A 19,731-nucleotide genomic window follows, 5' to 3' on the forward strand; every position below is an offset into this window, starting at 1 on the left:
ACAGGCCGATGGTGGCTACCCCTGGCCCGGCCGCTGCGACATCACCAGTGCATACAGCGCCTGCGCCGCCACCGACAAACTGCGGTCGCGCCGGCGCACCAGGTAGATCTGGCGCAGCAGGCCGGGCAGGGCCAGCGGGCGCGTGACGATGCCCGGCTGGTCGAAGTGGAACAGCGTGAGCGCCGGCACCACACTGATCCCCAGGCCCGCGCGCACCATGCCCATCACGGTGGCCAATTGCTCCACCTCCATCAGTGTGTGCATGGCCTCGGGGTGGAAGGCGGCTTCCAGGTATTGGCGCACGCTGCTGTTGCGCGCCAGGTGGATGAAGGGCCAGGCGGCCAGGTCGGCGGGGGCGATGGCCTTCTTGCGGCGGGCCAGGGGGTGGTCGGCCCGGCACACCAGGTGGAAGTCGTCGCTGCAAAAGGGCTCGGCCTGCAACTCGGGGGTGTCGGCGCGGATGGCGGCCAGCGCAAAGTCGGCCTTGCCGCTGGCCACGCGCTCGATGCAGGGCTCCGAGAGCACATCGGCAATGTCGATCTCGATGCCCGGGTAGCTGCTGCGATAGGCCGCCAGCACCCCCGGCAGCCAGCCTGCGGCCAGCGACGGCAGCAGCGCCACGGCCACGCGCCCGCGCTGCAGCGTGGCGGCGTCGCGCACGGCGGCCAGGGCGGTGGTGATCTCGCTGCGAATGCGCCGGGCCGATTCCAGGAAGTTCTGGCCCTCGCCCGTGAGGTCCACATGCCGCGTGCTGCGGTCGAACAGGCGCAGGCCCAGGTCGTCTTCCAGCGCGCGGATGAGGGCGCTGAACGCCGGCTGCGACAGGTGGCACTGGGCGGCGGCACGCGTGAAGTTGCGCTGTTCGGCCAGGGCCAGGAAGGCGTCGAGCTGGCGGGTGGAGAGGTGGTGGCTGCTCATCGCTGGTGGATTGATCTGAAAAACGGATGGATTGATACCAACAATCTATTTCACAGAATAACAGCAGCTGCCTACATTCGACCCAGGAGACAAAGACACCCATGGCGAACAACGCAACACTGCTGGTCGGCTGCGCCGCCGGCTTCTCGGGCGACCGCACGGACGCTGCCGCGCCCGTGGTGCAGGCCCTGATCGCCAGCGGCAAGCCGGCCGTGCTGATCTTCGAGACCCTGGCCGAGCGCACCCTGGCCCTGGCACAACTGGCCCGCCGCAGCGACCCCGACGCCGGCTACGAACCCCTGCTGGTCGACATGCTGCGCCCCGTGCTGGGCGACTGCCTGGCGCACGGTGTGCGCATCGTGAGCAACTTCGGCGCGGCCAACCCCGAGGGCGCGACCCGGCGCATCGTGCAACTGGCGGCCGAGCTGGGCCTGCGCCGCCCGCGCGTGGCGGTGGTGCAGGGCGACGACCTGAGCGGCCCGGCGCACCGCGCCCTGCTGCAGGGCGCCCTGGGCGCTGCCATGCCCACCGAACCCATCGCCAGCGCCAACGCCTACATCGGCGCGCAGGCCATTGCCGGCGCACTGCGCGAGGGTGCCGACGTGGTGGTCTGCGGCCGCGTGGCCGACCCCTCCCTGGTGCTGGGCCCAGCCCTGGCCCACTTCGGCTGGGCGCTCGACGATTGGGACCGCCTGGCCCGCGCCACCATGGCCGGCCACCTGCTCGAATGCGGCGCCCAGGTCACCGGCGGCTACTTTGCCGACCCCGGCTACAAGGACGTGCCCGGCATGGCCCACCTGGGCTACCCGATCGCCGAGATCGACGCCGACGGCCACTGCACCATCACCAAGCCCCCGGGCACCGGCGGGCGCATCGACGAGCGCACGGTCAAGGAGCAACTGCTGTACGAGCTGCACGACCCCGCCGCCTACCTGACCCCCGACGTGGTGGCCGACATCACCGAGGCCACCGTCACCGCGGTGGGGCCCGATGCCGTGCGGCTCGAAGGCGTGCGCGGCCATGCGCGGCCGGCCACGCTAAAGGTCAATGTGTGCTTCGAATCGGGCTGGTTCGCCGAGGGCGAGATTTCGTATGCCGGCGCCCGGGCCGAGGCCCGTGCCCGCCTGGCGGGCGAGGTGCTGCGCGAGCGCCTGGCCGGCCTGGGCCCGCTGCGCATCGACCTGATCGGTGTGACCAGCGTGCTGGGGGACGATGCGGGCCGCTGGCTGGATGCCACCGGCGACGGCGGTGCCCGCGACGTGCGCCTGCGCGTGGCCCTGCAGCACCGCGACCATGCCAGTGCCCAGCGCCTGCTGCGTGAGGTGACGGCCCTGTACACCTGCGGCCCTGCGGGCGGCGGCGGGGTGCGCACGGCCATGCGACCGCGCCTGGGCACCGTGTCGTGCCTGGTGCCGCGCGAGGCCGTGCCCACGGGCTACCGCATGTTCGATGCCATCGTGCAAGAGGAAAGGGCGGCCGCATGACCGACACCATCACTGTTCCGCTCTATCGCCTGGCGCACAGCCGCACCGGGGACAAGGGCAACCGCTCCAACATCAGCGTCATCGCCTGGCACCCCGCGCTGTGGGATGTGCTCATGAGCGAAGTCACCGAAGCCGCCGTGGCGCGCCATTTCGCGCAGCGCCAGCCGGGCCGCGTGGTGCGCTACGTGCTGCCGCAGCTGCAGGCCATGAACTTCGTGCTCGACGACGTGCTCGATGGCGGCGTCAACGACGCCCTGAACCTCGACAGCCACGGCAAGGCGCTGAGCTACCTGCTGCTCGACCTGCCGGTGCAGGTGCCGCAGGCACTGGCCGGGCATCTTGCGGGCCCGGGCTGACCCCGATTTCCTTCCTTCACCCTCACCAACAACACCAGGAGACAACATGAGCGCTTTCAATATCCACCCCCATTCCCCGGCCCGCCGACGCACCCTTGCCGCCGCCATGGCCATGGCCGCATCGCTGGGCTTTGCCGGCACGGCCATGGCCCAGGCCTACCCGGCCAAGGCCATCACCTTCGTCGTGCCGTTTGCCGCCGGCAGCGCCACCGACCAGCTGGCGCGCGCCATCGGCCAGTCCATCACCAACGACACCAAGCAGCCCGTGGTCATCGACAACAAGGCCGGCGCCAGCGGCATGATCGCCGCGCAGGCGGTGGCCAAGGCGCCGGCCGACGGCTACACCATCCTCATCACCACCAACACCACGCATGCGGCCAACGAGCACCTGTACAAGAAGCTCTCGTACGACCCGGTGAAGGACTTCGCGCCCATCAGTGGCCTGGGCAAGGGCGGGCAGGTGATGGTGGTCAACGCCGCATCGGCCTACAAGAGCGTGGGGGATGTCGTGGCTGCAGCCAAAAAGGCGCCGGGCAAGCTCAGTTTCGGCAGCGGCAGCTCGTCGAGCCGCATGGCCGGCGAAATGCTCAAGCAGCTGGCGGGCGTGGACATTCTGCACGTGCCCTACAAGAGCAACCCGCTGGCCATCACCGACCTGCTGGGCGGGCAGATCGACCTGATGATCACCGACACATCCACCGGCGTGCCCCAGGTCAAGGCCGGCAAGCTGCGTGCCCTGGGCTACTCCACGCAAAAGCGCAGCTCGCAGCTGCCCGACGTGCCCACTATCGACGAGGCTGGCGTCAAGGGCTACGACATGGGCTACTGGTTCGCCGCCTACGCCCCCGCAGGCACGCCGCCAGCCGTGGTGGCACGCCTCAACGAGTTGATGGGGGCGGCCACGAAGAGCGCGGCCGCCAAGTCCTTCTTCGACACCGCCGGCTCCGAAGCCTGGACGACCACGCCAGACGAACTCGCAAAATTCCAGGCCGCCGAAACGGTGAAGTGGGGCAAGGTCATCAAGGCCGCCGGTATCGAAGCCGAGTAAGCCGCCCACCTGCGTGCCCAGCCGGCACGCAGCCCTGTGCCGCGTTTTTGAGGACGCGCACAGCCCACCCCTGAATGAGACGCCAATCGGCAGCGCGCCTGCGCCGCCGGTATGGGCGCAGCCATGCCCGAACACCCGACTCCCCGTGAGCGAGGTGCAAAGCCGCTGCATGCCCGTTTTTCCCGCAAGCAAGAGACCACAAGAGCAACCACACAGGAGACAAGCCACATGAGAAAACATCCTCTTCCCACCTGGGGCGCCATCGCTCTCACGGCTGCGGCCGCAGCCGCCATCACCGCCTGCGGCGGCAGCAGCAACGACGATGGCCTGACCGGCAAGGCCCCGGCCATGAAGCTCGAGATCACCGCCCGCGAGGACTTCCCGGGCACTTTTGGCACGGTGGGCGCCTACGAGCGCCTTACGGGCACGCTCTCGGGCGAGGTGGACCCGGCCGATCCCAAGAACACCGTCATCCAGGACCTGGCGCTGGCGCCCGTCAACGCCCGCGGCATGGCCGAGTACAAGACCGAATTCGTGATGTTGAAGCCCAAGGACATGGCCAAGGCCAGCGGGGTTTTGCGCTACGACGCGCCCAACCGCGGCAACATCCTCACCATGCTCAACCCCACGGCCACGCCCAGCGACGCCGTGTACCTGGAGCGCGGCTATGTGATGCTCTACTCCGCCTGGCAGGGCGACGTGCCCAAGAGCGCGGCGGCGCGCCTCACGGCCACGGTGCCCGTGGCGAAGAACAAGGACGGCACCAGCATCACCGGCCCGTACCGCGCCGAGCTGGTGCCCACCGCAGCCAGCCCCGCGATGACCTTGCCCGGCGGCGTGTTCAACGGCAGCATGATCCCCTACGAGCCCGCCAGCCTGGACAACACCCAGCCCGGCTACTCGCTCACGCGGCGCGCCAACGAGACCGATCCATACGTGACCATCTCCCCTGCGGACTGGAAGTTCGCCACCTGCGATGCCACGGGCGCCAAAGCCTTCCCTGGCACGCCCAGCCCCACCAGCGTCTGCCTCAAGGGCGGGTTCGATCCGGCCTACCTGTACGAACTGGTCTATGTGGCCAAGGACCCCAAAGTCATGGGCGTGGGCCTGGCGGCGCTGCGCGACACGGTGCACTTTTTCCGCAGCAAGGCGGCCGACGCCAGCGGCACGGCCAACCCGGTGGCCGGGCGCATCACGCACACGCTGGGGCAGGGCACCTCGCAGTCGGGCAACGCGATGAAGACCTTCTTGCACCTGGGCTTCAACCAGGCGCTCGATGGCAGCAAGGTGTTCGACGGCATGTACGCCCACGTGGCAGCACGCCAGACCAACATCAACACCCGCTTCGCCGTGCCCGGTGGCGGCGGCGGGCTGCGCACCGACCACACCGCCTTCGGCCAGACGGCGCCGCGCGGGCTGGACAAGGACTACATGGACGACGTCAGCGGCCGCCAGGGCGGGGTGATGAAGCGCTGCGCCGCCACCAGCACCTGCCCCAAGTTCTTCCTGGGCCTGTCGGGCACGGAGTTCTGGCAGCTGCAGGGCTCGCCCGTGCTGACCGATGCCAATGGTCTCAAGGACCTGACCCAGCCCGACAACGCGCGCATCTACTACTACGCCAGCACCCAGCACGGCGGGGCCGGCGGCACGGCCAGCATCAGCTATGCGCCGAGCCGCGCGCCGTACCCCACGGGCACGGTGGTGCAGTTCAACGACACTTTCCGCGCGCTGTTCCTGGGGTTGGAGGACTGGGTGGTGCGCGGCACCACGCCGCCCGCCAGCCAGGTGCCCAAGGTGGCCGATGCCACCCTGGTGCGGCCTGCGCAGGTGGCCTTCCCGGCCATGAAGGGGCTGACCTGGGCCGTGAATGGCGCGCAGACGCCCATCCCCGACTTCAACTACCTGGGCTGGCACAACAACTTCCCGCTGTTCGACTTCGGCCCGCAGTACATCCCGCAGGACGAGGCCGGCATCGCCAGCTTGCTGCCCCCGCGCAACCTGAACCGCGACTACGCGATCCTGGTGCCCCAGGTGGACGCGCGCACGGGCCTGACCCGCGCCGGCATCCAGAGCGTGGAGGCGCGCGCCCCACTGGGCACGAGCTTCGAGTTCAACTATGTGGCCACCCCTGGTATTACCGACCTGGCCAACCTCACGGGCGGCTACATCCCGTTCCACACCACGCGGGCGGCGCGCCTGGCCGCGGGCGATGGCCGGGTGTCGCTGGAAGAGCTGTACGGCAACCAGGCCGGCTATGTGGCCGCAGTGACCGAGGCCGCCAACGCCCTGGTGGCCCAGCGCCTGCTGCTGCCGCGCGATGCGCAGGCCCAGATCGACCGGGCCAAGGCCACGGTGATCTTGCCTTGAACGCGGCTTGATCGGTTGACGTAAAGGCCGGGGCTCGCACCCCGGCCTTTTTCATTTCAGAGCGACCAGGGCGCGCCTGCGAAGCGCGCGACCAGGAAATCGAGCAAGGCCCGCACCGCAGGCGACTGGTGCCGGCGTGAGGTGTACAGCGCATTGATGGCCATCACCGGCAACCCCCAGTCGGGCAGCACGGCGGCCAGCTCCCCGCTGGCGATGTGCGGGTTGGCCAGGTAGGTGGGCTGCAGCGCAATGCCGCCCCCGGCCAACGCGGCGCGCAGCAGGGTGGTGGCCTCGTTGGCGCTGAAGTGGCTGGACACGGCCACGCGCGCGGTCTCGCCGCCCCGGGCCAGCTCCCACACGCTCCTGCCGAAGTTGGCATAGCTCAGGCAGCGGTGGCGTTCCAGGTCGGCCGGCAGGGCGGGCACGCCATGGCGCGCCAGGTAGGCGGGCGAGGCCACCAGCACCGAATCGCAGCGCGCCAGCGGCCGGGCGATCAGCATCGGGTCGGGCCCGCTGCTGATGCGGATGGCCAGGTCGATGCGCCGCTCCACCAGGTTGAGCGCGCCTTCGCTCGCATCCAGGTCGATCTTGAGCAGCGGGTGCAGTGCCAGAAAGTCGGCAATCGCCGCGCCCAACTGCGCATAGGCGAACGACACGCTGCAGGTCAGCCGCAACTGGCCGCGCAGCTCGCCTTCACCCGTGGCGGTGGTCTCTTCCTCGATGTCTTCCACCAGCGCCAGCATCTGCTGGCAGCGGCGCAGGCAGGCCTCGCCCGCATCGGTCAGCGTCACGCTGCGGGTGGTGCGCTGCAGCAGGCGGGCCTGCAGCCACTGCTCCATCTCGCCCACATAGCGCGTGACCATGGCGCGCGACATGTCGAGCCGGTCGGCCGTGGCGCTGAAGCTGCCGCTGGTGGCCACTTCCACAAACACGCGCATCGCGGTCAGGCGGTCCATATTTGATCTATTTGTGCAACAAATATGCGCAGTTTAAGCGGTTTATTAGATCGATTGGCGCAAATAAACTGCAGCCTGTACCGAGCAACACCACCCACTTCTGGAGATTTCCGCATGTTCCGCACCACCGTTATCGCTGCCACCCTGGCCATCGCCTTCACCGCCGCACAGGCTGCCGAGCCGTTGCAGATCAAGGTCTACAACGCCGACGGCAACAGCTTCAATGTCAACTCCACCCTGATCTACGGCGAGAAGGAGGCCATGGTCATCGACGCTGGCTTCACCCGCGCCGACGCACTGCGCATAGCCGCCAACGTGCTCGACAGCGGTAAAGCGCTCAAGACCATCTACGTGAGCCAGGCCGACCCGGATTACTACTTCGGCGTGGAAACGCTCAAGGAGTTCTTCCCCCAGGCCGAGGTGGTGACCACCCCCGCCGTGCTGGAAAAGATCAACGCCAAGCTCGCCGGCAAGCTCGCGTTCTGGGGCCCCAAGATGGGCGCCAACGCGCCGCGCACGCCTGTGCTGCCCAAGGCCATCACCGGCAACACCCTCACGGTGGACGGCCAGGTGGTCGAAATCCGTGGCACCAACGGTCTGCTGGCGCACCGCCCGTATGCTTGGATCCCCTCGGTGAAGGCCGTGGTGGGCAACATCGGTGTGTTCGGCAACATGCATGTGTGGACGGCTGACACCCAGACCGTGGCCGAGCGCAGTGCCTGGGTGGCCCAGCTCGATGAAATGGCCGCCCTGCAGCCCACCGTGGTCGTTCCCGGCCATATGCTGCCCGGCACCAAGCTGGATGTCACGACCGTGACCTACACCAAGGGCTACCTGCAATCGTTCGAGAAGAACGCCGCTGCGACCAAGTCCAGCGCCGAGCTGATCGAGGCGATGAAGAAGGCCTACCCCGCAGCGCCCATGGGCCTGTCGCTCGATATCGGCGCCAAGGTGAACAAGGGCGACATGAAGTGGTAAGCAACAGGTTTACCAATCCCCCAAAGTGATGGACCACCAGATCATGCCAACGCACCCACTTCAACCCGTTTTGCTGCATCTGCGCGCCGGGCGCTGGAACGAAGCGCACGATCTGGTGCAGCACGATGGCTCCCTGCTGGCGGCCTGGCTCCATGGCATCCTGCACCTGCAGGAGGGCGATCTGGAAGACGCCGAGAACTGGTACGAGCGTGCCAACCGCCACTTCCGCAGCCGCGGCACCCTGGAAGAAGAGCTGGCGCTTTTCGAAACGGCGCTCTCCCAACCTACTGAAAAAGACCCAAGACCATGACAACGGCAGTGACGTATCTGTTTGACCCCCTGTGCGGCTGGTGCTATGCCGCTGCGCCTGCCCTGGGCCGCCTGCAGGGGACCCCCGGCGTGCATGTCACCCTGGCGCCATCGGGCCTGTTCGCAGGCGCTGGTGCCCGCCCCATGGATGCGCAATTTGCCGCCTATGCCTGGTCCAACGACCAGCGCATCGAACAGCTCACCGGCCAGCGCTTCACCCAGGCCTACCGCGACAACATTCTGGGCGCGCCTGCGGGGCGCTTTGACTCCGGCCCCGCCACCCTGGCACTCACCGCCGTGGCGCAGACCACGCCTGACCGCGAGCTGGATGCCCTGCACGCCCTGCAGCGCGCCCGCTACATCGATGGCCGTGACACGGCCGATGCGCAGGTGCTGGCCGAGGTGCTGACCAGCCTGGGCTTGGCCGACGCGGCCGCGCAGGCCCTGTCGCCCGATGCAGCATTGCACCGCGCCATGGCCGAACGCGTGGGCAGTTCGCAGGCCACCCTGCGCGCCGTGGGCGCGCGTGGTGTACCTCAGCTGGTTGTCACGGGGCAGGGCGGGGCGCTGCGGCTGATCGGCGGTGATGCGCTGCTGGGGCCGCATGAGCGCTTGCTGGAGTTGGTGCTGGCTGCCGCCTGATTTCAGCGCCGTTGGCGCTCACCGACTACTTCGACGGATCGATCAACACCTTGGCACCGGTATTGCGCGGCCCGTAGAAGGCAATGGCGCCGGCGCTCAGCGCCTCTGCCAGCGACACCGTGCGCGCATAGTGGCTGGCAAACGTGGTCTTGAGCTCGGCCGCCACGCGCTGGCGCAGCGCCTGGGCGGCGTCGTTGCCGATCTTCTGCAGAAACGGGAACAGCAGCCAGCCACCCACGCCCCAGGCCATGCCGAAGCTGCGCTGGATCTCGGTCGAGCGGGTGTCCAGGTGGCCGTACAGGTAGACCTGCTTGTGCACGGCCGAGCCATAGCGGCTGTACTCCGTGGCCTTGCGGTTGATGGCGGCTTCCATGCACTGCAAAATCTGCCCGGCCAGCGTGCCGCCGCCGGTGGCGTCGAACGCGATGGTGGCACCCGTCGCGGCCAGCGCATCGGTCAGCTCGGCCATGAAGCCGGGCGCACTGCTGTCGCAGACGTACTGGGCACCGATCTCGCGCAGCAGCGCAGCCTGTTCGGGCTTGCGCACGATGTTGACCAGGCCGATCCCGTCCTTCTGGCAGACCTTGTTGAGCATTTGGCCCAGGTTGCTTGCCGCTGCGGTGTGCACCAGGGCGGTGTGGCCCTCGCGCTTCATCGTCTCCACCATGCCCAGCGCCGTGAGCGGGTTGACGAAGCACGACGCCCCCTCGGCCGCCGTGGTGCCGGCCGGCAGCGGCAGGCACTGCGCGGCGGGCATGGCCCGGTACTGCGCGTACATGGCCCCACCGATCACCGCCACGGTGCGCCCAAGCAGGGCCTGGGCGGCGGGCGAGGAGCCTGCCGCCACCACCAGGCCCGCGCCCTCGTTGCCCACGGGCATGCTCTGGCCCAGGCGTGCGGCCATGCCAGGCATGGCGCGGTCCGGGATGCGCGCGGTGACCACGGGCCGCTCGGCGCTGCCGGACACCTGCACGGTGGACAGGTCGGCCGGCCCGAACAGCAGGCCGATGTCCGACGGGTTGATCGGCGTCGCCTGGATCTGGATCAGTACCTCGTCGGGCCCCGGGGTGGGCACGGGGGTGGGTTCGAGGCTGATCTGCAAGGTGGCATCAGGCTGCACGAGCGAGCGCAGTTGCAGGGCAGTGGAGGGGATGGTCATGGGTGTCTCCGGGGGGAAATGTGCTGCATTCTCGCCCCTGTGGGAGATCTGCGCTGTCACCCACTTGGCTCATTGGGCCAAGGTCCGCACCATCTGCTCGTACATCGCATCCACCGCGGGTGAGCGCTGCGACTCCTTGCTGCGCAGCACTGATACGTCCATCGAATCGAGGGCGGGCAGGTCGAACTCGGCCGGCAGGCTCTGCAGTATCTGCAGGTTGGGCGGCACGCTGCAGCGCGTGAGCACGGCCACGGCCAGGCCGCTTTCCACGGCGGCCAGCTGGCCCGCCAGGCTGGAGCTGTGGTACACGATGCGGTAGGCGCGGCGCCGCGCGGCCAGGGCCTTCAGGGTGGCGATGCGCGCCAGGCTGGCCGATTCGTACACCGCAATCGGCAGCGGGTCGCGCCGCCAGGCCTCGAACTGCGCGGCACCCACCCAGACCAGCGGCTCCTGGAACAGAAAGCGCCCGCGCTGCGGCTTGTCGCGCGAGACCAGGGCCAGGTCCAGCTCGCCGCGCACCACACGCGGGATCAGCGAGGTTGATTGCTCGCAGGTCAGCTCGATCTCCACCCCCTGGTAGCGGTGCGAAAAGCTGCGCAGCACGGGGGTGAGGTAGGTCGATGCATAGTCGTCCGGCACACCCAGGCGCACCCGGCCCGCCAGCCGCGGGCCGAACAGGGCGGTATGCGTCTCGGCCTGCAGCTCCAGCATGCGGCGCGCGTAGGCGAGCAGCTCTTGTCCCAAGGGCGTCAGCTCCAGGTGGCGCGGGCCGCGCAGCAGCACCGGGCGGCCCAAGGCGCCTTCGAGCTTCTTGATCTGCATGCTCACGGCCGACTGCGAGCGGTGCACCAGCGGTGCAGCGCCCGAGAGCGAGCCGGCGTCCAACACGGCGACAAAGGCGCGCAGCCAGTCGATCTGCAGGTCGGGGTAGTTCATGTGGGCAATGTATTCGATTATCGAATCGCTGTAAGGTGAACTATGCGCTTTACCTGAAGCGGCAAAGACGGGACCATCGGCGCCATGAACCAAAAGGCCTCCGCACTGCCCGTCTCTGCCGCGCTCCTCACTGGCACTTCCGACCCTGCCTCCATTGCCCGCGAGCGCACAGGCCAATGGCTCATGATCGCCGGCGGTATTCTGCTGGGCACCATCGGCGTCTTTGTCGAGGAAGCCGGCCAACACCCGCTGGTCACGGTGTGGTTCCGCTGCGTGTTCGGCGCGCTGGCCCTGGTGGCCTGGTGCCTGGCCACGGGCCGGGGCCGCGAACTGCTGCTGCGCCACCAGGCCAGGAGCCGCTGGGTGGCCTGCGCCACGGGCGTGTTCATGGTGCTCAATTGGGCGCTGTTCTTCGCGGCCATTCCGCGCACCTCCATCGCGGTGGCCACGGTCATCTTCCATGTGCAGCCCATCTGGGTCATCGTCTTCGGGGCGCTGTTCCTGCGCGAGAAGATCTCGGGCATCCAATGGGCGGCCACGCTGGCGGCTCTGGCCGGCCTGGTGCTCACCACCGGGCTGCTCGATGGCATACCCGCCGGCACGGCCGACGGCGGGGCCTATGTGGCCGGGGTGCTGATGTGCCTGGGCGGCTCGTTCTGCTACGCCGCCGTCACGCTGCTGGCCAGCCGTGCGCCCGCGCCCATCAGCCCATTTGCGCTGTCGCTCTGGCAGTGCCTTGTGGGCGCCGTGCTGCTGGCCTGGGCGCCGCTGGACTTTGGCTGGCCCCACACGGCGGCGGCTTGGGCCTGGCTCACGGGCCTGGGCGTGCTGCACACGGGGCTGGCCTACGTGATCCTGTTCGCCGGCATGGCCCGGCTGGCGCTGGGCAAGGTCGCGGTGCTGCAGTTCGTCTACCCGCTCACGGCGGTGCTGGTCGACTGGGCGGTGTACGGGCGCACGCTGAGCCCGGTGCAGTTGGGGGGCGTGCTGCTGATGGCGGCGGCGCTGTGGACCATACGGCGGCAGCCGGCGCAGGCGCCTGCAAGCCGATAAACTGCCGGGTCGCAGGCCTTGGCCTGCCATCAGGAGACCGCACCATGGCTGCAGCACCGGCGCCCCAGGAAGCCGAGACACCCGCATCGGCGCTCATCGACACCAAGATCCGCGACCTGGCCGACTGGCGCGGCGCCACCCTGGCCCACCTGCGCCAGCTCATGCACGAGGCCGTGCCCGATGTGGTCGAGGAGGTCAAGTGGATGGGCGTGCCCGTCTGGTCGCATGCCGGTATCCTGTGCACGGGCGAGACCTACAAGCAGGCCGTGAAGATGACCTTTGCCAAGGGCGCCTCGCTGCCCGACCCCCAGGGCCTGTTCAACTCCAGCCTGGAGGGCAACACCCGGCGCGCCATTGACCTGCATGAGGGCGCAGCGATCAATGAGGCGGCGCTGAAGGCGCTGTTCCGTGCGGCGGCAGACTTCAATGACCTGCAGGCAGCGCAGAAGAAGGCCAGGCCCAAGGCGTCTGCACCGAAGAAGGCCGCTTAAGGCGCGACGGTCAGCCGCACGACCACGGGCCTATGGTCCGACCCCAGGTCGGGCCCGGTGCCCCCGCCCACCACTAGCCAGCCGCTCGATGCCAACACATGGTCCAGCGGCAGCACCGACAGCCAGCCGAAGGCGTTGGGCCAGCTGGGCGCCATGCCGTTGGCGCGGCGCATGCTGCCATCCACCGCGAACAGTCCGCGTGCCCAGGGGGTGGTGTTCAGGTCCCCGGCCATCAGTGCCAGTCCGCCCGGTTGCGCTGTGAGGTGCTGCGCCTCCTGCACCAGGGCCCGGTCGCGGGCCTGGGCGAAGCCTTCATCCAATGGCGGCATGGGGTGCAGGGCGCTCAGGTGCACGGCCCTGCCATTCCAGTCCACGGTGGCGCGCAGCCGCAGGGTGTCGCGCAGGTCCTGCGGCTGCAGCGTCTGCAGGCCCGACAGGGGGTGGCGCGACAGGATGGCCAGGCCAAACGGGTCGGGCTGGGGCACGGCCAGGCGATGGGGATAGCGCGCGACCACTGCGGGGCTGCGAATGAGCGCCTGCTGTGCCAGCTCCGTGAACTCCTGCAGAAACACCACATCGGGCGCATCGGCCGAGGCCAGCCAGTGGGTGAGCGGGTCGAAGTCGGTGGTTGCCGCATTGAGGTTGGCGGTGCCCACGGTCAGTACCGCGCCGGGGTCGGTCGGCTCGGCGCCGCGCGGCAGCGTGGCCGGCTGCCACAGGAAGACGCCGCCCAGAACCAAGGCCGGCAGGGCCAGCCACCCCTTGCCCATGCCGTTGCGCCCCAAGAACATGAGCAGCACCAGCGAGGTCGCCCCCACCACCAGGTACAGCCACTGCCAGTGGGCCGGCAGCTCCACCAGCCATTGCAGCGAGGGCGCCTGGTCCGCCGGCAGAAAGCGCGCGACCGGCGCCGCCAGCGCGCCCAGGGCGCACAGCCAGGCCAGCCACCGGGCCCTGGCGGTGATGAAGCGGGGAACTGCGGCTTGTGGCATACGGTCAATGGGCAGAGCGACGGGGTAATGTGCAGGACAATTTGCGCAATGTACTGATCGTGGGATGGTGCCTGAGCTGAATGGCCGATTGCGTACCGGCCGGCCTGCGGCACCACGGTACCCGGATACTATCGACCGAACTCCCATGCATCTCCATCGCCGCCATCAGGACACCGCAGACGCCAGGTTCGCAGACTTGTTGCGCATTGCCATGGACGGGTACCGGGCCAGGCAGGCGGCCTTCAGCGAGGCCGTTGCCGGCTTTTCTGCATGGAACATCGACGAGGAAGCGGCAACGCTGACGCTCGCCGGAGAGGGTGGACGGGCACGCGTGTACCAGGCGACGCCCATCGTCACCTACCTGCCCGCGTCGGAAAGTCTCGCCTGGGCATGGGCCAACGACGCCTTCCCTGCGCTGTCAAGGAGCAGGGCTGCGCGGGTCAGGGAATTGGCGGACCAGACCGGCTACCAGGTGTTCGAGACCCCGCAACTGCGCGCCAGCCCCGGCGATATGGACGAGCTGTGCGCCCTGGCCCTGCACCATCTGCAAGGCGTGGCCGTGTTCAAGGCCAAGGGGCAGGAACCATGGGTTTGCTATGTCCTGCATGCAGCCGCCTGAGCTTTGCGCCTAGCCGCTGTCCTGAGAGGCTGAGAGTCTTTCATCCATGCCCGCCTTGCACGCCAAAACACCCCGGATCGTCGTTGCAAATGCTCGCCATAGCCCGCGCTATGGCTGTGCTTTGCGCCTAGATCCAGTGCGTTTTGACGCGCCATTCGGACACGGCTAAAAAACTCCCAGCCTCTGAGCTGTCGTTGTTCCCAGTCCACCGGCGCAGGTTTGCGCGTTGGCATCGGGCATGCATGGTGGTGGCTCGCCAAGCACGCATGGAATCGACACTAAACCCTTGCCTCAACTTCGGCCGTAAATAGGTCTAAGTTAAGTCTTGTGTGGCCTAAGTGGGCCGCATAGTATTTGCCCCACGCACCAACAAAGGTGCAGGCGACCCGGATAAATCCAACTACGGCGGTCCGCGGTCAGACCACAAGAACAGGAGACAAGCCTTGGCACGCTGGCACAACTGCGGCACTGAAGACCTGGACGTTCTGCAGACCATTTTCTGGTCGGCGGGCGCGTCGCGGCATGCGCTGGCGCAGCGGCTGGCCTACTCCAAGAGCAAGGCCAACGCACGGGTGGCGGCCTTGCTGGACGAGGGCCTGCTCGACGAAGTGGGGTTGCAGGAGTCCTCCGGCGGGCGCCGTGCCGAGACCCTGCGCCTGAGCGAGACCCTGGGCGTGGTGATCGGCGCCGACCTGGGCGCCACCAGCATGCAGGTGGCCATCATGCGGCCCGATATGACGGTGCTGGCACGGCACCGCGAACCCATCGACGTGCGCCAGGGCCCCGGCGTGATCCTGGCGCGGCTGCGCGGCCTGATGCGCGAGCTGATGGCGCGCTGCGGGCTGCCAGCCTCGCAGGTCATCGCCATCGGCATGGGCGTGCCCGGGCCGGTGGATTTTGAAAGCGGCCAACTGGTCAACCCGCCGCTGATGCCCGACTGGGACGGCTTTTCCATCCGCGACTACCTGCGCGAGGCATTCGCCGCGCCGGTGTTCGTCGACAACGATGTGAACCTGATGGCCCTGGGCGAGCTTTGGCGGCTGCAGCGCAACCTGCCCAACTTCCTGGTCATCAAGGTGGGCACGGGCATCGGCTGCGGCATCGTCTGCCATGGCCAGGTGTACCGGGGCGCCAATGGCTCGGCGGGTGACGTGGGCCATATCTGCGTGGACCAGGCCGGCCCGCGTTGCCACTGCGGCAACCAGGGCTGCGTGGAGGCCATGGCCGCCGCGCCCGCCATGGCGCGCATGGCGCTGGCCGCAGCCCAGGCGGGCGAAAGCGCGCTGCTGGCCGAGCGCCTGCAGGCCACCGGTACCCTGACCACCGAGGACGTGGCCCAGGCCAGCCGTGCGGGCGACGTGGCGGCCAACGCCATCATCCAGCGCGCAGGCAACCTGGTGGGGCAGATGCTGGCCTCCATCGTCAACTTCTTCAACCCCTCCCATGTGTTCATCGCAGGGCGGGTGGCGGACATGGGGCCGCTGTTCCTGGCCTCGGTGCGCCAGAGCGTGTACCACCGCTCGCTGGCCCTGTCCACGCGCCACCTGGAGATCCAGTACGCCCCCCTGGCCGACGATGCCGGCGTGGTGGGTGCGGGTGTGCTGGCCATGCAGGAGAGCATGGCGCAATCCTCGCGTTCGGGAGGGGCCGCACGATGAGCGTCGCCGTCGAGTTCCGCAACGTGACCAAGCAGTTCGGCCCCGTGCGCGTGCTGCACGGCGTGGGCTTCGCGCTGCAGCCGGGCCGCGTCTACGGCCTGCTGGGCGAGAACGGCGCGGGCAAGTCCACGCTGATGAAGATACTGGCCGGGTATGAAAGCCCCACGACCGGAGAGGTGGTGGTCGATGGCGCCGTGCGCGCCCCCGGCGGTGGCTCGCGCGCGGCCGAGGCGCAGGGCATCGTGCTGATCCACCAGGAGTTCAACCTGGCGGACGACCTGACGATTGCGCAGAACGTCTTTCTGGGTCATGAGATCAAGAAAGGACTCTTCCTCGACGACCGTGCGATGAGGGAGAAGACCCGCGCCGCGCTGGCCCAGGTCGGCCTGCCGCTGGACCCCGGCACGCGCGTGAAGAAGCTCATCGTGGCCGAAAAGCAGTTGGTGGAGATTGCCCGCGCGCTGGCCCGCAATGCGCGCCTCCTGATCATGGACGAGCCCACCGCCACGCTCACCCCCGGCGAGACGGAGCGCCTGTTCGCGCTGATGGCCGAGCTCAAGGCCGCGGGCGTGACCATCATCTACATCTCGCACAAGCTCGACGAAGTGGAGCGCACCACCGACGAGGTGGTGGTGATGCGCGACGGCCTGCTGGTGGCGCGCGAGCCCACGGCCAGCGTCACGCGCCGGCAGATGGCCAACCTGATGGTGGGCCGCGAGCTGGCCGACCTGTTCCCCGCCAAGCTGCCCGCCCCGGCGGGCGAGCCCATCCTCCAGGTGCGCGGCCTCACGGTGCCCGGCTGGGCGCAGGACGTGGATTTTGAAGTGCGGCGCGGCGAGATCCTGGGTTTTGCCGGCCTGGTGGGCGCCGGCCGCACCGAGCTGTTCGAGGGCCTGCTGGGCCTGCGCCCGCGCTCTGCCGGCTCGGTGGAGCTGGCAGGCAAGCCCGTGCAGCTCAAAAGCCCGCGCGACGCGGCGCGCCACGGCCTCACCTACCTGAGCGAAGACCGCAAGGGCAAGGGCCTGCACGTGCACTTCGCCCTGCGTCCCAACCTCACGCTGATGGCGCTGGAGCGCTATGCCCAGCCCTGGCTCGACCCGGCGGCCGAGCAGGCCGCGCTGCGCGATGCGGTGCAGGAATTCGGCATTCGCACCGGCTCGCTCGACGTGCGCGCATCGTCGCTGTCGGGTGGCAACCAGCAAAAACTTGCGCTGGCCAAGGTGCTGCACCCCGGCCCCAGCGTGGTGGTGCTCGACGAGCCCACGCGCGGCGTGGATGTGGGCGCCAAGCGCGAGATCTACCACCTGGTGCAGCGCCTGGCAGCGCAGGGCCTGGCGGTGATCGTGATTTCGTCCGAGCTGATGGAGCTGATCGGCCTGTGCCACCGCGTGGCGGTGATGCGCGCCGGGCGGCTGCAGACCACGCTGCAAGAACCCCATTTGACCGAAGAGGAGTTGATCGTCCATGCCACAGGTACCCGTTGACGTACCCGCTGAAAACGCCGCCACCCCGCAGGCGGCCAGCAGTCGCCATGCCACAGCAGGCGCCTGGTGGGGCAGGCTGCACGGGCTGGGCCCCATCATCGGCCTGGTGCTGCTGTGCATTGCCGGCACGCTGCTCAACAGCAACTTCGCCACCTACGACAACGTGATGAACGTGCTCACGCGCACCGCCTTCATCGGCATCATCGCGGTGGGCATGTGCTTCGTCATCATCTCGGGCGGGATCGACCTGTCGGTGGGCTCCATGGCAGCGCTGATCGCGGGCTCGGTCATCCTGTTCATGAACGCCATGGCGCCCCTGCTGGGTTCGCCCATGGCCGCCGTGGTGGTGGGCATGCTGCTGGCCGTGGTTCTGGGGGCGGTGTTCGGTCTGGTGCATGGCCTTCTGATCACCAAGGGGCGCATCGAGCCCTTCATCGTGACCTTGGGCACGCTGGGCATCTTTCGCGCCTACCTCACCTACTTCTCGAACGGCGGCGCCATCACGCTGGACAACGAGCTGTCAGACATCTACAGCCCCGTGTACTACGCCAACCTGCTGGGCGTGCCCATTCCGGTGTGGATCTTCCTGCTGGTGGCGCTGGTGGGCGGTGTGATCCTCAACCGCACGGCCTACGGCCGCTACGTGCAGGCCATCGGCTCCAACGAGCAGGTGGCGCAGTACGCCGCGGTGGACGTGCACAAGATCAAGATCCTGACCTACATGCTGCTCGGGGTGTGCGTGGGCATCGCCACGCTGCTCTACGTGCCGCGCCTGGGTTCGGCATCGCCCACCACGGGCCTGCTGTGGGAGCTGGAGGCGATTGCCGCGGTGATCGTGGGCGGCACGGTCCTCAAGGGCGGTGCGGGCAGCATCACCGGCACGGTGGTGGGCGCCATCCTGCTGTCGGTCATCAGCAATATTTTGAACCTCACCAGCATCATCAGCGTGTACCTGAATGCGGCCGTTCAAGGCTTCGTGATCATAGCCGTCGCCTTCATGCAACGCGGCAAGAGGTAACGGAGTGGCCGGAACAACTCTCCTGGCGTTGTTGCTGCGTCTTGCCGTGCTAATCGCACTGTCTGCGACGCAGCGCCTAGCCAGGACCGCTTCGCTGAGTTTTCCAGCCACTCTTTGCGTGCACTTGTTTTTCGAGGTGTTCCCCAGCCGGCCAGCTTCCATGGCCTTTTTCATCAAAGCAACAGCAACAGGAGACAACGCATCATGAATAGCCAACTTACCTTCACCCGCCGCCTGGCCCTCTCGGCCGTGGGCGCCGCCGCCGCGCTGGCACTGGTCGGCCCCGCCGTGGCCCAGGCCAACAAGGTCGTGGTGGGCGTGGCCATTCCGTCGGCCACGCACGGCTTCACGGGCGGCATCGTGTACTGGGCCAATCAGGCCAAGAAAGACCTGGAAAAGGCCCACCCCGGCCTGCAGGTCATCGTCAAGACGGCCGGCGGTGCGCCCGAGCAGGCCAACCAGCTGCAGGACCTGGTCACGGTCAGCAAGATCAATGCCCTGGTCATCTTCCCGTTCGAATCGGCCGCGCTGACCAAGCCGGTCGCCCAGGTTAAGGCCAAGGGCATCTACGTGACGGTGGTGGACCGCGGCCTGACCGACACCAGTGCGCAGGACGCCTATGTGGCCGGTGACAACACTGCCTTCGGCAAGATCCCGGCCGAGTACATCGCCAAGGCGCTGGGCGGCAAGGGCAACGTGGTGGCCATGCGCGGCATTGCGACCACGCTGGACAACGAGCGCATGGACGCCTTCAACGCCGTGCTGAAGAACCACCCCGACATCAAGCTGCTGGACGCCAAGTATGCCAACTGGAACCGCGACGATGCCTTCAAGGTCATGCAGGACTACCTCACGCGCTTCCCGAAGATCGACGCCGTCTGGGCGGCCGACGACGACATGGCCGTGGGCGTGCTCAAGGCCATCGAGCAGGCCAAGCGCAAGGACATCAAGCTGGTGTTCGGCGGCGCCGGTGCCAAGGGCATGATCAAGACGCTGGCCGACGGCAGCAACCCGCTGATCCAGGCCAATGTGTCGTACAGCCCCAAGTTCATCTACGACTCGATCAAGCTCACGGCCGAAGCGCGCATCAAGGGCGAAAAGCTGCCGCCCACGACCATCATTCCTTCGGTGCTCATCACCAAAGAGAACGCCAAGAGCTTCTACTTCCCTGACTCTCCGTTCTGAGTACAACCCCCTGAGTCGCTTCGCGCCTTCCCCCTTCTCTCGAACTACTGCGTAGTTCGGGAAGGGGGACACCGCCAG

19 protein-coding genes are annotated in these 19,731 nt (G+C 68.2%); 14 read left to right on the forward strand and 5 right to left on the reverse strand.

The genetic code is table 11. The features are described 5' to 3' along the window. Positions 1-15 precede the first annotated feature (15 nt). Positions 16-918, reverse strand: a complete 903-nt coding sequence (locus U5N23_RS07015) for a LysR family transcriptional regulator (protein ID WP_322592087.1) — start codon at positions 916-918, stop codon at positions 16-18. A gap of 101 nt (positions 919-1,019) precedes the next feature. Here U5N23_RS07015 and U5N23_RS07020 point away from each other — a divergent pair, with 101 nt between their 5' ends. The 4 genes from U5N23_RS07020 to U5N23_RS07035 all read left to right on the forward strand — a co-directional run bounded on the left by U5N23_RS07020 (position 1,020) and on the right by U5N23_RS07035 (position 6,173). Beyond that, positions 1,020-2,402 carry an acyclic terpene utilization AtuA family protein gene (locus U5N23_RS07020; protein WP_322592088.1) on the forward strand — a complete coding sequence of 461 codons (1,383 nt, stop codon included), beginning with the start codon at positions 1,020-1,022 and terminating at the stop codon, positions 2,400-2,402. Further along, entirely contained in the window at positions 2,399-2,758 is a 360-nt protein-coding gene (locus tag U5N23_RS07025; protein WP_322592089.1) for a hypothetical protein, read from the forward strand. The genes U5N23_RS07020 and U5N23_RS07025 overlap by 4 nt, the downstream gene beginning before the upstream one ends. Positions 2,759-2,804: 46 nt before the next feature. After that, positions 2,805-3,806, forward strand: coding sequence for a Bug family tripartite tricarboxylate transporter substrate binding protein (locus U5N23_RS07030; protein WP_416208584.1), 1,002 nt, complete (start codon positions 2,805-2,807; stop codon positions 3,804-3,806). Positions 3,807-4,034: 228 nt separating this feature from the next. After that, positions 4,035-6,173, forward strand: a complete 2,139-nt coding sequence (locus U5N23_RS07035) for an alpha/beta hydrolase domain-containing protein (protein ID WP_322592090.1) — start codon at positions 4,035-4,037, stop codon at positions 6,171-6,173. Between the two features lie 56 nt (positions 6,174-6,229). Here the strand turns inward: U5N23_RS07035 and U5N23_RS07040 are convergent, their stop codons facing one another. Further along, a complete protein-coding gene (locus U5N23_RS07040) occupies positions 6,230-7,129 on the reverse strand; it encodes a LysR family transcriptional regulator (RefSeq protein WP_322592091.1) in 900 nt (299 codons plus the stop codon). Positions 7,130-7,243: 114 nt separating this feature from the next. Here U5N23_RS07040 and U5N23_RS07045 point away from each other — a divergent pair, with 114 nt between their 5' ends. Genes U5N23_RS07045 through U5N23_RS07055 form a run of 3 tightly spaced genes read left to right on the forward strand, consistent with a single transcriptional unit; the run spans position 7,244 to position 9,058 of the window. Continuing rightward, the gene (locus U5N23_RS07045; RefSeq protein ID WP_322592092.1) at positions 7,244-8,107 is read left to right on the forward strand and encodes an MBL fold metallo-hydrolase; all 864 of its coding nucleotides are present in this window, start codon (positions 7,244-7,246) and stop codon (positions 8,105-8,107) included. Positions 8,108-8,150: 43 nt separating this feature from the next. Further along, positions 8,151-8,417: a hypothetical protein gene (locus U5N23_RS07050; RefSeq protein WP_322592093.1), complete on the forward strand. Its 267-nt coding sequence runs from the start codon at positions 8,151-8,153 to the stop codon at positions 8,415-8,417. Further along, a complete protein-coding gene (locus U5N23_RS07055; RefSeq protein WP_322592094.1) occupies positions 8,414-9,058 on the forward strand; it encodes a DsbA family protein in 645 nt (214 codons plus the stop codon). Before U5N23_RS07050 ends, U5N23_RS07055 begins: the two co-directional genes overlap by 4 nt. 25 nt (positions 9,059-9,083) lie before the next feature. Here U5N23_RS07055 and U5N23_RS07060 read toward each other — a convergent pair whose 3' ends face one another. Together U5N23_RS07060 and U5N23_RS07065 are read right to left on the reverse strand one after the other, a co-directional pair. Then, positions 9,084-10,217: a zinc-binding dehydrogenase gene (locus U5N23_RS07060; RefSeq protein WP_322592095.1), complete on the reverse strand. Its 1,134-nt coding sequence runs from the start codon at positions 10,215-10,217 to the stop codon at positions 9,084-9,086. Between the two features lie 69 nt (positions 10,218-10,286). Beyond that, positions 10,287-11,153 (reverse strand): LysR family transcriptional regulator, encoded by an 867-nt coding sequence (locus U5N23_RS07065; RefSeq protein WP_322592096.1) that lies wholly within the window; start codon positions 11,151-11,153, stop codon positions 10,287-10,289. An 84-nt stretch (positions 11,154-11,237) separates the two neighbouring features. On the opposite strand from U5N23_RS07065, the gene U5N23_RS07070 reads away from it, so the two are divergent. Together U5N23_RS07070 and U5N23_RS07075 are read left to right on the forward strand one after the other, a co-directional pair. Next, positions 11,238-12,206: a DMT family transporter gene (locus U5N23_RS07070; protein WP_322592097.1), complete on the forward strand. Its 969-nt coding sequence runs from the start codon at positions 11,238-11,240 to the stop codon at positions 12,204-12,206. Positions 12,207-12,250: 44 nt separating this feature from the next. Continuing rightward, on the forward strand, positions 12,251-12,697 hold the full coding sequence (locus U5N23_RS07075; RefSeq protein WP_322592098.1) for a DUF1801 domain-containing protein: 447 nt from the start codon (positions 12,251-12,253) through the stop codon (positions 12,695-12,697). Here U5N23_RS07075 and U5N23_RS07080 read toward each other — a convergent pair. After that, positions 12,694-13,689, reverse strand: a complete 996-nt coding sequence (locus U5N23_RS07080; RefSeq protein ID WP_322592099.1) for an endonuclease/exonuclease/phosphatase family protein — start codon at positions 13,687-13,689, stop codon at positions 12,694-12,696. The genes U5N23_RS07075 and U5N23_RS07080 overlap by 4 nt on opposite strands. Positions 13,690-13,834: 145 nt before the next feature. Here U5N23_RS07080 and U5N23_RS07085 point away from each other — a divergent pair, with 145 nt between their 5' ends. The 5 genes from U5N23_RS07085 (at position 13,835) to U5N23_RS07105 (ending at position 19,653) form a co-directional block, all read left to right on the forward strand. Then, positions 13,835-14,308: a DUF6882 domain-containing protein gene (locus U5N23_RS07085; protein ID WP_322592100.1), complete on the forward strand. Its 474-nt coding sequence runs from the start codon at positions 13,835-13,837 to the stop codon at positions 14,306-14,308. A gap of 443 nt (positions 14,309-14,751) precedes the next feature. Next, positions 14,752-15,966, forward strand: a complete 1,215-nt coding sequence (locus U5N23_RS07090) for an ROK family transcriptional regulator (RefSeq protein WP_416208585.1) — start codon at positions 14,752-14,754, stop codon at positions 15,964-15,966. Then, on the forward strand, positions 15,963-17,450 hold the full coding sequence (locus tag U5N23_RS07095; RefSeq protein WP_322592101.1) for a sugar ABC transporter ATP-binding protein: 1,488 nt from the start codon (positions 15,963-15,965) through the stop codon (positions 17,448-17,450). Before U5N23_RS07090 ends, U5N23_RS07095 begins: the two co-directional genes overlap by 4 nt. Beyond that, positions 17,431-18,468: an ABC transporter permease gene (locus U5N23_RS07100; protein ID WP_322592102.1), complete on the forward strand. Its 1,038-nt coding sequence runs from the start codon at positions 17,431-17,433 to the stop codon at positions 18,466-18,468. Before U5N23_RS07095 ends, U5N23_RS07100 begins: the two co-directional genes overlap by 20 nt. Before the next feature lie 204 nt (positions 18,469-18,672). After that, entirely contained in the window at positions 18,673-19,653 is a 981-nt protein-coding gene (locus U5N23_RS07105) for a substrate-binding domain-containing protein (RefSeq protein ID WP_322592103.1), read from the forward strand. Positions 19,654-19,731: the final 78 nt, after the last annotated feature.

This window comes from Acidovorax sp. (assembly GCF_034519795.1).
Taxonomy (GTDB): Bacteria; Pseudomonadota; Gammaproteobacteria; order Burkholderiales; family Burkholderiaceae_C; genus Acidovorax.

Excerpts from the sequence above, each read along its gene's own strand:
- U5N23_RS07015 (WP_322592087.1), bottom strand. The coding sequence starts at position 918 with ATGAGCAGCCACCACCTCTCCACCCGCCAGCTCGACGCCTTCCTGGCC.
- U5N23_RS07020 (WP_322592088.1), top strand. The coding sequence starts at position 1,020 with ATGGCGAACAACGCAACACTGCTGGTCGGCTGCGCCGCCGGCTTCTCG.
- U5N23_RS07025 (WP_322592089.1), top strand. The coding sequence starts at position 2,399 with ATGACCGACACCATCACTGTTCCGCTCTATCGCCTGGCGCACAGCCGC.
- U5N23_RS07030 (WP_416208584.1), top strand. The coding sequence starts at position 2,805 with ATGAGCGCTTTCAATATCCACCCCCATTCCCCGGCCCGCCGACGCACC.
- U5N23_RS07035 (WP_322592090.1), top strand. The coding sequence starts at position 4,035 with ATGAGAAAACATCCTCTTCCCACCTGGGGCGCCATCGCTCTCACGGCT.
- U5N23_RS07040 (WP_322592091.1), bottom strand. The coding sequence starts at position 7,129 with ATGGACCGCCTGACCGCGATGCGCGTGTTTGTGGAAGTGGCCACCAGC.
- U5N23_RS07045 (WP_322592092.1), top strand. The coding sequence starts at position 7,244 with ATGTTCCGCACCACCGTTATCGCTGCCACCCTGGCCATCGCCTTCACC.
- U5N23_RS07050 (WP_322592093.1), top strand. The coding sequence starts at position 8,151 with ATGCCAACGCACCCACTTCAACCCGTTTTGCTGCATCTGCGCGCCGGG.
- U5N23_RS07055 (WP_322592094.1), top strand. The coding sequence starts at position 8,414 with ATGACAACGGCAGTGACGTATCTGTTTGACCCCCTGTGCGGCTGGTGC.
- U5N23_RS07060 (WP_322592095.1), bottom strand. The coding sequence starts at position 10,217 with ATGACCATCCCCTCCACTGCCCTGCAACTGCGCTCGCTCGTGCAGCCT.
- U5N23_RS07065 (WP_322592096.1), bottom strand. The coding sequence starts at position 11,153 with ATGAACTACCCCGACCTGCAGATCGACTGGCTGCGCGCCTTTGTCGCC.
- U5N23_RS07070 (WP_322592097.1), top strand. The coding sequence starts at position 11,238 with ATGAACCAAAAGGCCTCCGCACTGCCCGTCTCTGCCGCGCTCCTCACT.
- U5N23_RS07075 (WP_322592098.1), top strand. The coding sequence starts at position 12,251 with ATGGCTGCAGCACCGGCGCCCCAGGAAGCCGAGACACCCGCATCGGCG.
- U5N23_RS07080 (WP_322592099.1), bottom strand. The coding sequence starts at position 13,689 with ATGCCACAAGCCGCAGTTCCCCGCTTCATCACCGCCAGGGCCCGGTGG.
- U5N23_RS07085 (WP_322592100.1), top strand. The coding sequence starts at position 13,835 with ATGCATCTCCATCGCCGCCATCAGGACACCGCAGACGCCAGGTTCGCA.
- U5N23_RS07095 (WP_322592101.1), top strand. The coding sequence starts at position 15,963 with ATGAGCGTCGCCGTCGAGTTCCGCAACGTGACCAAGCAGTTCGGCCCC.
- U5N23_RS07100 (WP_322592102.1), top strand. The coding sequence starts at position 17,431 with ATGCCACAGGTACCCGTTGACGTACCCGCTGAAAACGCCGCCACCCCG.
- U5N23_RS07105 (WP_322592103.1), top strand. The coding sequence starts at position 18,673 with ATGAATAGCCAACTTACCTTCACCCGCCGCCTGGCCCTCTCGGCCGTG.